12 protein-coding genes and 1 tRNA gene are annotated in these 14,435 nt (G+C 73.5%); 5 read left to right on the top strand and 8 right to left on the bottom strand.

The genetic code is table 11. From position 1 onward, the window contains the following. Positions 1 to 31 precede the first annotated feature (31 nt). Complete coding sequence (locus tag ACFYYW_RS33435; protein WP_387654710.1) at positions 32 to 2,263, top strand: polysaccharide lyase 8 family protein; 2,232 nt, start codon at positions 32 to 34, stop codon at positions 2,261 to 2,263. Positions 2,264 to 2,267: 4 nt separating this feature from the next. Here the strand turns inward: ACFYYW_RS33435 and ACFYYW_RS33430 are convergent, their stop codons facing one another. From ACFYYW_RS33430 to ACFYYW_RS33405, 6 genes are all read right to left on the bottom strand, one after another. Then, the gene (locus tag ACFYYW_RS33430; RefSeq protein WP_387654707.1) at positions 2,268 to 4,406 is read right to left on the bottom strand and encodes a peptidase domain-containing ABC transporter; all 2,139 of its coding nucleotides are present in this window, start codon (positions 4,404 to 4,406) and stop codon (positions 2,268 to 2,270) included. Beyond that, positions 4,406 to 4,639, bottom strand: a complete 234-nt coding sequence (locus ACFYYW_RS33425; protein ID WP_352318497.1) for a hypothetical protein — start codon at positions 4,637 to 4,639, stop codon at positions 4,406 to 4,408. Before ACFYYW_RS33425 ends, ACFYYW_RS33430 begins: the two co-directional genes overlap by 1 nt. A 154-nt stretch (positions 4,640 to 4,793) precedes the next feature. Continuing rightward, positions 4,794 to 5,480, bottom strand: a complete 687-nt coding sequence (locus ACFYYW_RS33420) for a hypothetical protein (protein ID WP_387654703.1) — start codon at positions 5,478 to 5,480, stop codon at positions 4,794 to 4,796. A gap of 151 nt (positions 5,481 to 5,631) precedes the next feature. Continuing rightward, complete coding sequence (locus tag ACFYYW_RS33415) at positions 5,632 to 6,834, bottom strand: cytochrome P450 (protein WP_387654700.1); 1,203 nt, start codon at positions 6,832 to 6,834, stop codon at positions 5,632 to 5,634. A 9-nt stretch (positions 6,835 to 6,843) separates the two neighbouring features. Beyond that, positions 6,844 to 7,503 (bottom strand): TetR/AcrR family transcriptional regulator, encoded by a 660-nt coding sequence (locus tag ACFYYW_RS33410; protein ID WP_387654696.1) that lies wholly within the window; start codon positions 7,501 to 7,503, stop codon positions 6,844 to 6,846. An 80-nt stretch (positions 7,504 to 7,583) separates the two neighbouring features. After that, entirely contained in the window at positions 7,584 to 8,462 is an 879-nt protein-coding gene (locus ACFYYW_RS33405; protein ID WP_387654693.1) for an NAD(P)H-binding protein, read from the bottom strand. 110 nt (positions 8,463 to 8,572) lie between these two features. On the opposite strand from ACFYYW_RS33405, the gene ACFYYW_RS33400 reads away from it, so the two are divergent. From ACFYYW_RS33400 to ACFYYW_RS33390, 3 genes are all read left to right on the top strand, one after another. Continuing rightward, the gene (locus ACFYYW_RS33400; RefSeq protein WP_387654690.1) at positions 8,573 to 9,451 is read left to right on the top strand and encodes a LysR family transcriptional regulator; all 879 of its coding nucleotides are present in this window, start codon (positions 8,573 to 8,575) and stop codon (positions 9,449 to 9,451) included. Between the two features lie 81 nt (positions 9,452 to 9,532). After that, positions 9,533 to 10,864 carry a sensor histidine kinase gene (locus tag ACFYYW_RS33395; RefSeq protein WP_387654687.1) on the top strand — a complete coding sequence of 444 codons (1,332 nt, stop codon included), beginning with the start codon at positions 9,533 to 9,535 and terminating at the stop codon, positions 10,862 to 10,864. Then, positions 10,849 to 11,502, top strand: coding sequence for a response regulator transcription factor (locus ACFYYW_RS33390; RefSeq protein WP_352318511.1), 654 nt, complete (start codon positions 10,849 to 10,851; stop codon positions 11,500 to 11,502). The genes ACFYYW_RS33395 and ACFYYW_RS33390 overlap by 16 nt, the downstream gene beginning before the upstream one ends. A 62-nt stretch (positions 11,503 to 11,564) precedes the next feature. On the opposite strand, the gene ACFYYW_RS33385 is transcribed toward ACFYYW_RS33390, so the two are convergent. Then, positions 11,565 to 13,007, bottom strand: a complete 1,443-nt coding sequence (locus ACFYYW_RS33385) for an MDR family MFS transporter (RefSeq protein WP_387654682.1) — start codon at positions 13,005 to 13,007, stop codon at positions 11,565 to 11,567. 333 nt (positions 13,008 to 13,340) lie between these two features. After that, positions 13,341 to 13,426: transfer RNA gene (locus ACFYYW_RS33380), tRNA-Leu, on the bottom strand. 319 nt (positions 13,427 to 13,745) lie between these two features. Between ACFYYW_RS33380 and ACFYYW_RS33375 the strand changes: the two genes are divergently transcribed. Further along, entirely contained in the window at positions 13,746 to 14,327 is a 582-nt protein-coding gene (locus tag ACFYYW_RS33375) for a hypothetical protein (RefSeq protein WP_352318525.1), read from the top strand. Positions 14,328 to 14,435: the final 108 nt, after the last annotated feature.

Below are 14,435 nucleotides of genomic sequence, written 5' to 3'. Positions count from 1 at the left end.
CCCGGCGGGGTGCCGGGGTCATAATCGAGGCGTGCACCGGCCGTCCAGGCGACTCCTCCTCCAGGCGGGCGCGGTCGCCGCGGCCGCCATGGCGGGGGCGCTCGCCCGGTCCGAGCCCGCCCACACGCCCGACGACTCCTTCGTCGGGCTGCGCCGCCGGTGGCGCGAGGTGACGCTCGGGGCGGGGTTCGACGCGGGGGCGGAGCCGTACCGGACGTGGCTGGCCGGGACCGGGCGGCGGGCGGCCCGGCACCGCGCGGCCATGGCGTACACGGGCACGTCGCTCTGGGCGGACCAGCCGTTCCCGTCGTTCGCCGCGACGCCGGGGCGGCTGCTGGCCATGGCCCGCGCGTACGCGCTGCCGGGGACGGGGCTGACCGGCGACGCGACCCTGGCCGCCGCCGTCGCCGCCGGGATCGACCACTACCGCCGCCACGTGTACGCCGCCGGCGCCGACCCGGCGGGCAACTGGTGGCACTGGGAGATCGGCGTGCCGAGGGCGCTGCTCGACGCGGCCGTGCTGGTCGGGCCGCACCTGGACGAGCGGCGCAGCGCCGCGTTGCGGGACGCGGTCGACCACTTCGTGCCCGAGAGCCGCCTCGGCGACTACAGCGGCACCAGCACCGCCGCCAACCGGGTGGACCTGTGCGTGGTGATGTTGCTGCGCGCCATGCTCAGGGCCGACCCCGGCAAGGCGGCGCTGGCGGTCTCGGCGCTCGCCCCGGTGTTCCGCGTGGTCTCCGAGGGCGATGGCTTCTACCGGGACGGGTCGTTCGTCCAGCACTCGACCGTGCCCTACCAGGGCGCCTACGGGGTGACGCTGCTCACCGGGCTGGCGACGCTGTTCGCGGTGCTGCGCGGCACGCCGTGGGAGGTCGTGGACCCGACCGTGTTCGCCATGGTGGAGCGGTCGTTCGCGCCGTTCGTGCACGACGGGTTCTGCATGGACCTGGTGCGCGGCAGGGGGATCGCCAGGAAGCCGTTCGGCGACCACGACAGGGGCCGCGAGCTGGCCGCCGCGATCCTGCTGCTCGGCGAGGTGGCCCCGGCCGCCGACCGGGTCCGCTGGCAGGCGATGGTCAAGGGCTGGGCGGTACGGCAGACGTGCCGGCCCATGGGGGCCGTGGCCGACCCGCCTTTCCACGCCCGCCTGACCGCCGTCCTGGCCGACGACGCCGTGCCCGCCGCCCCGGAGCCCGCCGGCCACCGGTTGTTCCCGATGAGCGCGCGGGCCGTGCACCGCAGGCCGGGCTGGTGCGCCGCGCTCAGCATGGCCTCCGCCACGATCGGCCACTACGAGCACGGCAACGGCGAGAACCTGCGCGGCTGGCACACCGGCTCCGGCATGCTCTACTGGTGGGCCGACGGCCACGCCGACCAGTACTCCGACTCGTTCTGGACGACCGTCGACCCCTACCGGCTGCCCGGCACGACCGTCTCGACCCGGCGGCTGCCCGACGGCGCGGGCCCGGCCTGGGGCGACACCTGCCCGCCCGGCCGCTGGGTCGGCGGCGCCACGGACGGCACGTACGCCGTCGTCGGCCAGCACCTGAACGGCCTCGACAGCACGATGGAGGCGTTCAAGTCGTGGTTCTTCCTCGACGACGCGGTGGTCTGCCTCGGCGCGGGGATCAGCGGCGCGGACGGCGTGCCGGTCGAGACGATCGTGGACAACCGCAGGACCGCCGCCCCGCTGACCGCGGATCTCCGGGCGGGATGGGCGCACCTCGACGGCCACGGCGGCTACGTCGTGCCGGACGGCCTGCGCACCCTGCGCGAACGGCGTGGCGACCGCGACTACGTCACGCTCTGGCTCGACCACGGCCTCGACCCGGACCAGGCGGACTACGTCTACCTGCTGCTGCCGGGCGCGAGCCGCGCGCGCACGGCCGCCAGGGCCGCCGATCCCGGGTGGGCCCGCGTGCTCGCCAACACCGCGCGGCGGCAGGCCGTCCGGGTGGACGCGCTGGGCGTCACCGCGGCCGCCTTCTGGAACGAGGGCGCCGCCGGCCCGCTCGCCGCCTCCGGGCCCTGCGCCGTCCTGGTCAGGGAGGACGCCGCGGGCACGGCCACCGTGACCGTCGCCGACCCCCGCCGCGACCTGGACGGGGTGACCGTGACCTGGGACCGGCCGGTCGCCGGCGTGCTGCGCGGGCACCCGCTGCTCGCGGGGGCGGCGACGGGGGACCGGCTGAGGCTCGCCTTCGGGCCGACGGCCGCGCTGGAGGGCGCTTCGGTGACGGTGACCGTCCGGCTGTCGTGACGGGTCAGGAGAGCACGGCCTGGGCGGCGACCAGCTCGGCGTACCTGCCGCCCATGGCCGTCAGCTCGTCGTGGGTGCCGCGTTGCACCACCCGGCCCGCGTCGATCACGAGGATCAGGTCGGCGTCCCTGACCGTGCTGAGCCGGTGGGCGATCACGATCCGGGTCTGGACGAGCCGGCTCAGGTTCGCCTCGATGGCCGCCTCCGTGGCGCTGTCGAGGTTGCTGGTGGCCTCGTCGAGCAGCAGCACCTTCGGGCGCGACAGGACGGCGCGGGCCAGGGCGAGCCGCTGCCGCTGCCCGCCCGACAGGCCGCCGCCGTCGGTGAGCATCGTCTCGTACCCCATGGGCATGTCCATGATCTCGTCGTGCAGCGCCGCCAGGCGGGCCGCGGCGACCACCCGCTCCAGGGACGCGCCCGGCTCGTTCAGCGCGATGTTCTCCCTGATCGAGCCGCTGAACAGGGACGGGTCCTGGGTGACCACCCCGAACTGGCGGCGCAGCGTGCGCAGGTTCAGCTCGGCGGCCGGGACGCCGTCGTAACGGATCTCGCCGAGCACGGGCGTGTGCAGCGCGAGCAGCAGCCGGGCCAGCGTGCTCTTGCCCGAGCCGGACGCGCCCACCAGCGCGACCTTCTGACCGGGACGGATGGAGACCGAGACGTCGCGCACGGTCCAGGGGGCGCGCGGGTCGTGCCGGAAGCTCACCCCGCGCAGCTCGACCGCGCCCCGTAGCCGCAGCACCTCGATGCCGTTGCTCGGCTCCGGCTCCGAGGCCAGGATGTCGGAGAGCCGGTCGAAGTGCGCGCCCGCCTGCTGGAGGCTCTGCAGCCCGGTCATCAGCGAGCCGAGCGGGGTCAGCGCGCCGAGCGCGATGGCGTTCAGCGCCACCAGCGCGCCCACCGTGAGCTGTCCGTCGAGCACCCGCCAGGCGCCCAGCCACAGCAGCCCGAGCGGCGCCGTCACCCGGATCGCGGCCAGCGCCGACTCCAGCAGCCCCCTGGTCAGTCCGGCCCGCACGTCCGCGTTGAGCTGCCTGGCGAAGTGGGACGACCACTGGTCCACGGCCCGCTTCTCGGCGCCCGACGCCTTCAGCGTCTCGATGCCGGTGATCGTCTGGATCAGGCTGGTCTGGGACGCCGACAGCGCCGTCAGCTCCTGCCGGGTGAGCGTGGCGATCCGGCTGGTCGTGGCCAGCAGCAGGACCGTCTGCAGCACGGCCAGCCCGGTCAGCGCCAGCCCGAACACCGGGTCCCACAGGTAGACCAGCACCAGGTAGCCCACGGCCAGCGGGCCGTCCAGCAGCGCCGCCACGACCTGCCCGGTGAGGATGTCGCCGAGCGTCGAGACGCTGCCTGCCCTGGTCACCAGGTCGCCCTTGCCGCGCTGCTGGAAGTACCGGTACGGCAGCGTCACCAGATGGCTGACCAGGCTCTCGGTGAGCTCCTGGTCGGCACGGGCCCGTACGGCGACGAGCAGCGCCGCCCGCAGGTACCCGATCACCAGCTGGGCCGCCCCCGCGAGCAGCACGGAGACGCCCAGCAGGGACAGCACGTCCACCGCCCGCCTGGGCACGATGGAGTCCAGGAGGAGCTGCGAGAACATCGGCAGCGCGAGCCCGAGCACCTGCAGCAGCAACGAGGCCGCGATGAGCTGCGCGAGCAGCCCCCTGCGCCGCCGGAACAGCGTCCGGACGAACTCCCTGCGCCAGGCCCCCGCCGCCGACGTCGTGCCGCGCCGGAACCCCTCGCCGGGCTCGAACACCAGCAGCACGCCGGTGAACCCGGCCCCGAACTCCTCCGGCGTCAGCCTGCGGCGGCCGTGCCCGGGGTCGACGACGTCCACGCGGTCGGGGGACCAGCGTTCGACCACGATGAAGTGGTTGAACTCCCAGTGCGCGACGGCGGGGAGCGGCACGCGGGCCAGGTCCTCGGGGGCCAGGGAGAAGGCGCGGGCCTTGAGTCCGTGGTCGCGGGCGCCGTCCACGATCGCCTTGGCGCTCAGGCCGTCGCGGCCGATCTGGAGGCGCTCGGCGACCTGGTGCAGCGTGGTGCGCTGCCCGTGGTGGCACAGCACCATGGCCAGGCAGGCCGCGCCGCACTCGGTGTCGGTGTTCTGGAGCAGTACGGGCAGGCGGCGCAACATCAGGCGACCGCCTCGACCGCGGCCATGGTCAGCAGCAGGCCGGTGGCGAGGAGCACGGCCACCAGCAGCCACAGCGCGAGGAACGACGGGGTGCTGATCACCGGCGGCATCCGGGTGACCCGCGACATCGCCCGGTGCCGCAGCGCCTCCTCCCGGTAGATGCCCTGTCCGTCCCGCGCGGGGGGCGCGGCGTGGCGCGGGGCAGGGCGCGTCCTGCCGTACGGATCGGTCATGGCCGGCGCCCCCGCCCGGAACCGTCACCCGCCACCCCCATGGCTCACCTGCCTCTCCACTCAAGTCCCGGCAAGCCTAGGAACGGCTACTTGGAAGCCACTTGGGATCCACTTCTCGACGCACCGCCCGCCGGACGTGCGCCTGACAGGCGGGTCAGCGGAAGAGCAGGTCGCCGAAGTTCGGGTCGGCCGGCTCGCCCAGGTCCCTCTCGGTCGGCGAGGGCAGGGCGGTGGGGGCGGGCTCCGAGGGGGTGGCGTCCGGCGTGGCCGTGGGGGAGGGGCCGGACGAGCCCGTCCCGCCCGGCGTGGGCGTCGGCGTGACCGTGACCGTCGCGGACGGCGTGGGCGTCGCGGCCGGGCCGGTGGACGGACCGGGGGACGGCGTCGGGCTCGGCGGCCGGGTCGCCGGACGTTCGTGCCGCGGCTCGCCGGCCGCCCGCCCGTCCCGGCGGTCCTTGCGGCCGGGGGCCCTGCCGGCCTCGCCCGGGGCCCGTCCGGCGACCTGGTCGGCCACCGTGCGGTCCGCGATGATCTCGTAGATCACGATGCTGCCCATGCTGACGGTGAACACCAGGGCCGCGGCCCCGCCCACCCTGGCCCAGCGCGGCCTGCGCCCGCGCAGGGCGACCGCCGTGCGCCGCTTCACCCTGTCGCCCGTGCGCTTGAGGTAATGCGTGTAGACGTCGGCGATGACGGTGCTGGCCACGCTCATCATCGCGGCGCCGATCACCGTCCCCGCCGTCCCGAGGTAGGAGGCCGCGACCGCGGCGGTGACCGCGGCCAGGGCGCTTCCCACGATCTGCGGCACGCTCAGCTCCAGCTTCCGCTGCTTGCCGCTCATAGCCAGGATCGTCCCCTCTTGTGGTGCGACGAAGGTGAACAAGCCACCTTGGCCCCCACGGGACGGGACGCCCACGGCGACGCGCGGCAGTTTGCCGCGTCCTGGACCCGCGCTTGACGAGGGCGGGAACCGGCCCCCGCGCGGCGGCGGGTCACCGCACGAGCGGAAGCCGGTTCACCCCCGTCATGGTCGGCGTGGGCATGAAGACCACCGGGTCGCCGGGATCGGTGCGCAGGACGCCGACCCGGTCGAGCAGGATGTTCAGCGCCACCCGCCCTTCCAGCCGGGCCAGGGGGGCGCCCAGGCAGAAGTGGATGCCGCGGCCGAAGGCGAGATGCGGGTTGGGATCGCGGCCGGCGTCGAAGACGTCGGGGTCGGGGAACTGCCGGGGGTCCCGGTTGGCCGCGCCGAGCCAGAGCATGACCATCTTGTCGGCCGGGATCGTCACCCCGCCCAGCTCGACCTCGCGGGTGGTCGACCGGGCCAGCCCGGCGAACGGGGTGAACAGCCGCAACGACTCCTCGATCACGGCCGGCACGGTGGAGCGGTCGGCCCGCACCTTGTCCTGCTGCCCGGGGAAGGCGTCCAGGCACACGACCGTGTTGCCGAGCAGCATCGTCGTGGTGATGTGCCCGGCCAGCAGCAGCAGTATCGCGAAGTTGACGACCTGCTCTTCGGGCAGGCGCTCGCCGTCCACCTCGGCCTCGACCAGCTTGGTGAGCAGGTCGGCGCGGGGCCGCGCGCGGCGCTCCGCGGCGTGCCCGGCGAGGTACTGCGTCATCTCCCGCCATGGTTTGAGGGTCTTCGCCACGTTCGCGCTCTGGTCCTCCACCGGCTCGGCGAGCGAGACCTTGGCGTCGCGCTGGAACAGCCCGTCGGCCCACTGCCTGAACAGGGCCCGGTCGCTGCTCGGCACCCCCAGCAGCTCGGCGATGACGATGACGGGGAGCGGGTAGGCCAGGTCGCCCACCAGCTCCAGGCGGTCGCGCCCGTCGGCCGCGTCGAGCAGCTCGTGGGTGAGCTCGGCGATCCGCGGTTCGAGGTCCGCGACGACCTTGCGGGTGAACGCGCTGCTGACCAGCTTGCGCAGCTTGCCGTGCTCCGGCGGGTCGATCTGGGTGATGAACCCCGCCAGCGAGAAGTCCTCGCCCTCCGGCAGCAGCCCCTTGGGGATCAGCCGCGTGGTGTCGGAGGAGAACGTGCCGGGGTCGGCGAGCACGTCGTGCACTTCCTGGTAGCCGTAGACGTTGTACATCCCGGCGGCGGCGTCGTACTCGACGGACGGGCCCGATCGCGGCCCGTGCAGCCAGAAGTGCTGCTTGGAGATGTTGTACCGTTCGACGATGTCGGACATCGCCTCTCCTTAGTCGTAGATCCACTTTCGGTAGGGCGGGATCAGTTCCTCGAGAATTGCGACGTACTCCGCCGCCGCTGCCGCCAGAACCTCGGCGGACGGCTGCACGGCGGGCTCGAAGGCGTGGCGCACGGTGAAGGCGAGCGCGTCCGCCTGCTCCTCGACGCTCAGCTCCGTCCCGACGGTGTCGATGCCGTCGAGCAGGTAGAAACCCGTGGACGCGGCGCTCAGCGTGTACCGGGGGTGTGGCATGTCGGGCCTGAGCAGGCCGTACCGGTCGGCCACCCGCTGGAAGCGCTCGGCCGCGAGGAGGTCGTGGCTGCGCAGCGGGTGCTTGGCCAGTTTGCCCAGCAGCTCGATGTCGGTGGTGAACAACGCCCGCAACAGCGGCCGGCGGCTCATGGAGACGAAGGCCGCCCGCGAGAACCGGTGCGGCAGCACCTGGGCGGGGTCGCGCCGCAGCAGCGCCGCGAACTCCTCCACGACCTCGATGGACTCCCGCAGCAGCAGCGCCTCGAACAGCTCGTTCTTGGTCCGCCAGTGCAGGTAGATGGTGCCCTTGCCCACCCCGGCACGGGCCGCGATGTCGTCGACGGTGACCCTGCGGTAGCCGTGACGCAGGAGCAGCTCGCCGGCGGCGTCGAGGATCCGGTCGGCCCTTTCCTCCATGCGCCCCCACCTCATGACCAGATATGAAATTTGGTCACCAGTCACGCTACGCCGCGCCCGGGCTCCGCACAAGGGATCGCTCAGCCCAGGACGGCCGGCCGCAGCTCGTCCTCGCACCACTGACGGAAACCGGTGGGCGTGGTGGCCTGCGCGGTACGCGGCTCGGCGTTGTCCAGCCCCTGGTTCTTGGCCTCCATCATGTCGGCCATCCCCTGGGCCATCGCCTCCGACCAGCCCTGCTCGGCGATCATGGCCCGGAACGCCGCGATCGGCACGTGCCGCAGGCCGACCGGCCGTCCCAGCACCTCGGACATGATCCGTGCCATGTCCTCGCCCGACAGGTCCTCCGGGCCGAGCACCGGGACGTCGGCCCGCCCGGTCCAGCCGCGGTCGAGCAGCAGCCCGGCGGCCACCGCCGCGATGTCACGGGTGGCGCAGGCGGGGGCCTTCAGGTCACCGTGGATCGGCGAGAAGAACACGCCCTGGTCCCTGATCACCGCCGCCTGGTCGAGCAGGTTGTCCATGAACGAGGGCAGCGTCAGGGCCCGGTAGTGCACGCCCGTGGCGGCGATCAGGTCGTCCATGGCCAGCGAGGCCGTCACGAGACCGGCGTTCAGCGGCAGGCCGCGGCCCAGGGCCGAGACCCCCACCACCCGGCCGACCCCGCGGCGCACGAACGCCGCGCAGGCCGGCCGGCTGAAGTCCAGGTAGGCGGCGTCGAGGCCGGCGGCCCGCGGGTTCGGCGGAACGACCCAGAACACGGCGTCGGCGCCCGCGAACGCCTCCTCGACGACGCGGGCGTCCCCGTGCGAACCCGGCACGACCTCCACCCGCTCCCGCACGGCTGCCGGCAGCCGGGCCGGGTCCCGCACGACGACGCGGACCGGCTCCTCCGCGGCCAGGACGAGGTCGAGAACCTGCCGGCCGATCCGGCCGGTGGGCGTGGTGATGACGATCAAGGAGAACTCCAAGGAGAATCGGGGATGTCGTGCTGGGGGGCACGGCCAGTCAACCGATCGCGGCGGCGAACCTGAAGGACCGATCCGATCGCCATTGATACCCTGCGGATATGAATGACCTGGAGGTCCGCCAGCTCCGCTACTTCGTGGCCGTGGCCGAGGAGCTGCACTTCGGGCGGGCCGCCGAGCGGCTGGGCATGGCGCAGCCCCCGCTGTCGCGGGCGATCCGCGAGCTGGAACGCCGGCTGGGCGTGCGCCTGCTGGAGCGCACCACGCGACAGGTCACGCTCACCCCGCCGGGCGAGGTCTTCCTGCGCGACGCCAGGGCCGCACTCGACGCGGTCGCCGCGGCGGCCCGCCGGGTCCGGCACGCGGCCCGTCCCGAGCCGGGGCTCCGGGTGGCGCTCAAGGCCGACTACGACGCCGGGCTGCTGCCCCGGATCCTCGCGGCCTACCGCCACGAGGACGGCGCGCTCCCGGTCGAGCTGCTGCTGGGCGGGCGCAACGAGCAGGCCCCCGCCCTGCGCGACGGCCGGGCCGACGTCGCGCTGCTGACCACCCCCTTCGACGACCGCGACCTCGACACCGAGCCGCTGCTGAGCGAGCCCCGTCTGGTCGGGCTGCCGGCCGCCGACCCGCTGGCCGCCCGGCCCGTGCTGGCCATGGCCGACCTGACCGGCCGGCCGCTGCCCGACGGCACCCCCGCCGAGCGGGACGGCGCCGAACCCCTCCCCGGACACCCGCCGCGTCGCACCGGCCTGGACCTGGCCCAGGTCTGCAACCTGGTGGAACTGGGGAGCGCCGTCTGGTTCGTCCCCGTCTCGGTGGCACGGCGGCACCCCCGCCCTGGCATCGCCTACCGCGAGGTCGCCGACCTGCCGCCGTCTGTGCTGGCCGTGGGGTGGCCGCAGGGGTCCCGCTCGCCGGCCGTGGCCGCGTTCGTCCGCGCCGCGGTCGCCGTCGCAGGCCCCCTTCGTACGGGGGCGTAGCGGGATGCCGGGGGAGGGGCCAGGCCCTCGCCAAAAGGGGCAGCCTGGCACAATTGGCGCCGTGCCGAAGGACGCTGGCAGGTGAGGTCGCCCGCGAGGGGCGGGCCCCTGCGCTGGGGCGCCGAGATCGTGCTCGGACTCTGCCGCTCGGCCGTCCTGGTCCTGCTGACCTGCCTGATGCCGATCGTCGGCGTCGTCGTCGGCCACTTCGGCGCCGAGCTGGCCTACTCCTGGTCGGCGAACCTGACCGGGCCCCCGCTCGTCGTGGCCCTGGCGCTGCTGGGCGAGACGCTGGTGGTGATCCTGTGGATCGCCGTGGCCCTGTGGGTCGTGCACCCGCTGACCAGCCGCGCCTTCAGCCAGGCCGCCCGCCGGCTCGCCGCGCGCTGGCTCGGCCTGCGCATCGAGGTCGCCTACCGCACCCCCTCGCCGGTCACCCGCATGGCCACCGGCCACTGGTGGGACGGCGAGGAGTACCACAAGACCGAACGGGAGGCCCGCCGCCGCGCCCGGATGAACGCCCGCTTCCACGACCCCCAGTTGCACTGGGACGGGCTGTGGTGCCTGCTCGCCGGGCTGACCGTGCTGCCGGTCGCGGCCCTGCCGCTGATCGGCCTGGCCGGCGGCGGCTACCTGACGCTCGTCCCTGACCTCCGCGGCCTCGGCCTCGCCCTGATCGTGGCCGGGCTGGCCGCCGCGCCGTTCGCCTGGCGCGTCCTCGGCCCCCTGGCCGGCCGTTTCCTCGGCCCGATCCCGGACTCGCGGCTCGGCCGGCGGGTGGCGGAGCTGGAGTCCGTGCGCGCCGACCTGACCCAGACCCAGGCCGCCGAGCTCGAACGCATCGAGCGCGGCCTGCACGACGGGGCCCAGGCGCGGCTGGTCGGCATGGGCATGTCGATGCAGGCCGCCGAACACCTCCTGGAGAGCGACCCCGCCGCCGCCCGCGCCATCCTGGCCGACGCCCGCGCCTCGTCGATCGCGGCGCTGGCCGAGCTGCGCTCCCTGGTCCGCGGCATCAACCCGCCGGTGCTCACCGAGCGCGGCCTGGTCGACGCCGTCCGGGCCCTGGCGCTCGACGCGCCCGTCGAGGTGGACGTACGCAGCTCCGTGCCCGCGCGGCCCGAGCGTCCGGTCGAGTCCGCGGTCTACTTCGCCGTCGCCGAGCTGCTGGCGAACGTGGCCAAACACGCCCGCGCCACCCGGGCGACCGTCGAGCTCGGCTACGAGCCGCAGGCGCGCACCCTCACCGCGACCGTCACCGACGACGGCGCCGGCGGGGCGAGCGCGTCCGCCGGCTCCGGGCTGGACGGCGTCAGACGCCGGATGGCTGCCTTCGGCGGCCGTCTGGACATCGACAGCCCCCTCGGGGGTCCCACCCGCGTCTCAGTGGCGGTGCCGTGCGACTTGTCATAGCCGAGGATCTCTTCCTGCTCCGCGACGGGCTCGTCCGGCTCGTCCAGGCGTACGGGCACACCGTCGTCGCGGCCGTCGACTCCGGGCCCGCGGCGCTCGAAGCGCTGGTCGGCCACCGTCCCGACGTGGCGATCGTGGACGTGCGGCTGCCGCCGACCTTCTCCGACGAAGGGCTCCAGGCCGCGCTCGCCGCCCGCCGCGAGGTGCCGGGCCTGCCCGTGCTGATCCTCTCCCAGCACGTGGAGCAGCTCTACGCCCGCGAACTGCTGGCCGACGGCCAGGGCGGCGTCGGCTACCAGCTCAAGGACCGCGTACTCGACGCCGGCCAGTTCATGGACGCGCTCGCCCGCGTCGCCGACGGCGGCACGGCGCTCGACCCGACGGTGGTCGCGAAGCTGCTCGGCCGCCCCGCCCACGCCGACCCCCTCGCCACCCTCACCGAACGCGAACGCTCGGTGCTCGAACTGATGGCCGAGGGCCTGTCGAACGCGGCGATCGCGGCCCGGCTGTTCCTCAGCGAGGGCGCCATCAGCAAGTACACGACCACGATCTTCGCCAAACTCGGCCTCGCCGCCGACGACGACACCAACCGCCGGGTGCGCGCCGTCCTCACCTACCTGGGCGCCACCGCCCCCTAGCGCTCGACGGCGCGCTGCTAGTGCTGCTCGACGGCGCGCTCCTAGCGCTCGACGGTGCGCCTTTAGTGCTCGACGGCGCGCTCCGCCCGGGACGGCAGCAGCAGCGCGGTCACCACCACCGCCACCGACAGGACCGCCCCCACCACGAACGCCAGCCGCATGCCGCCGAGCGTCGCCAGCGCCTGCGTGAGGCCCTCGGCCCGCAGGCTGTCGGCCCGCGCGCTCATCACGGTGATCACCATCGCGGTGCCGATCGCCGCGGCGACCTGCTGGAGCGTGCTCAGGATCGAGCTGCCGTGCGAGTACAGGTGCGGCGGGACCGCCCCCAGGCCGAGCGTGAAGACCGGGGTGAAGGTCGCGGCCAGGCTCACCATGAGCAGCGCGTGCAGCCCGAGCAGCTGCCAGTACGGCATCGTCATCGTGACCTGGGTGAACCCGGCCAGCGCGAGCATGATCCCGATCGCGCCGGGGATGACCAGCACCCGGCCGCCGTGGTTGTCGAACACGCGGCCGACGGCCGGCCCGAGCAGGCCCATCGCCAGGCCGCCCGGCATCACCAGGAGCCCGGTCTCCAGCGCGCTGAGCGCCCGGACGTTCTGCAGGTAGAGAGGCAGCAGGATCATCGAGCCGAGCATCGCCATGAAGGCCACCGACATCAGGACCAGCGCCACCGTGTACGTGCGGTGGCGCAACGTGCGCAGGTCCATCAGCGGCGCGCCGCGCCTCTGCAGCATGAGCTGGCGCACCACGAAGACGGCGATGGCGGCCAGCCCGGCCGCCGTGATCGCGGCGGCGACGCGCACGTCCCCGCCCTCGAACCGGCTGAGCCCGTAGACCAGCCCGCCGAACCCGGCCGCCGCCGTCACCACGCTGAACCAGTCGATGGTGCTGACCTCGGGCTCGCCGGTGTTCCTGAGCTGCCGCAGGCCGCTCCACGTGATCAGCCCGGCGATCGGCAGCACCACCGCGAACAGCAGCCGCCAGGACCCGAAGTGCAGGATCACCCCGGAGATCGCCGGGCCCATGGCCGGGGCGACGGAGATCGCCAGCGTCACGTTGCCCATCACCCGCCCCCGGTCCTTCTCCGGCACGACCTGCATCAGCGTGGTCATCAGCAGCGGCATCATCACGGCCGTGCCGGACGCCTGGATGATCCGGGCCCCCAGCAGCACCCCGAACACCGGCGCCACCGCGGCCAGCGCCGTGCCCAGCAGGAACAGCCCCATGGCGGTGGTGTACGCCGTGCGGGTGGTGACCCGCTGCAGGAACCAGCCGGTGATCGGGATGACCCCGGCCATGGTCAGCATGAAGGCCGTGGAGAGCCACTGGGCGGTCTGCTCGGTGATGTGCATGGCGTCCATCAGCCGGGGGATCGCGTTGATCATGATCGTCTCGTTGAGCACGACCACGAACGTCGCCAGCACCAGCAACCGGATCACGGCGGGCGTACGACCCGAACCGGCGGACACGCCCTTGGCGGATGATTCGAGCTGTGGGCTGGACACGGTACCTCTATCGGTCTCGGGCCTGACCTCGTCACGGCCGGCCGGGCGGTCTTGGGTCTCGCCAGTAGTCCTCGTCACCCCCATACTGACCACCCCCACCGACGAAACTCATCGCCGCACCCTCGACCACCGCCCCCACCGCGTCGCCGCGCTGGTCAGACGCCGGAACCGTTGGCGGGGAGGGGAAGCTGAACGCCGCTTACGGCGGCGCAGCGCATCGCCGTCATGGAGAAGAGGGGCCGGGGTCCCAAGGATGTGGGGAATTCGTGTACTGCCCCGGAAAGCAGAATGTGGAGGCCCGGTTAACCGGTGCCTCCACATGTGTGCGGTGTGTGTCCGAGGGGGGACTTGAACCCCCATGCCCATCACTGGGCACTAGCACCTCAAGCTAGCGCGTCTGCCTATTCCGCCACCCGGACTTGGTGCCTGCACGCGGGACCGTCATCTCGCGTCGGCTCCGTAAGGTTAGCAAACTCTGGGGGGTGAGTCATACCAAGTATCGGCACAGGGGAGAGACACCGCCTCTCCGGCGGCCCGCCGGCGGACCCGCCGGACCGTCCTGATGACCCTCCCGGGTGTCTTCCGTGAAGCGGACCCGCGTGTCCTTGGCCTTTTTCGGGGTCTCTGCTGAAAAGCCCTTGCGGCAACTTTGAGTGCTGCTACGGTTACGGATCGTTGAGGGGTGAGTCCACGGGCCGGCCTCACGACGTGAGGCCGGTTCCGAAGCTGGGAGGTCACGTGGCACGCACGAAGGTCGGGCAGTCGAGGGCGTCGTCCCTCGCTGCGCGCCGCGTGCCCACGACGCTCCCGGAGCAGGACACGACCGCCGAGCGGGCCGACCGGATGGCGCGGTTCGCGGCCGGTGCCCGCAGGGTTGTCGTGCGAGCAGTCGCGATGGGCGCCCTCGTGGCGGCCGGATGGCTGCTCGCCGTCGTGTTCGGAGCCATGTCCGCCGCTCCGGCGGCCGCGGACGCCACCGCGGCCACCACAGGAGCCGCCGACGCGGCCCCCGCTCCCCTTTCGGTCCCCGGCTACCTCTCGGCGTCGGACAACGCCGAGGCGATGGCGGGCCGCACCGTGGACGGTCTCAACAGCCAGCAGGATCCTGGTCTGCCACCACCATCCTCCGCCGGAAAGATCTTGGACACCGATGGACTGGTGCCCAACGGTGGTGGCAGTGGCCCGTTCGGGCCCGGTATGGGGGATGTCGCGAGGTCCGGTGTCGACCCGCGGCTGCAGTACCAGTCCGCCGTCATGGCGCGAGTGCTGCCCCCCGTCGTCCGCACAGCGGCGGACGACCCTTCCTTCTCACCTGACTGATCCCGCCATCTCGACACGCCCCGGACGTCCCGTCCGGAGAGCGACGGCGGAGCGTGGTCAGATCCCCTCCGCCGGCGGGTGAGACGTCAGTCAACCTGTTCGCGAATC

It is taken from the genome of Nonomuraea sp. NPDC001831 (assembly GCF_042892035.1).
Taxonomy (GTDB): Bacteria; Actinomycetota; Actinomycetes; order Streptosporangiales; family Streptosporangiaceae; genus Nonomuraea.
This window is presented reverse-complemented; position numbering and strand designations above follow the sequence as displayed.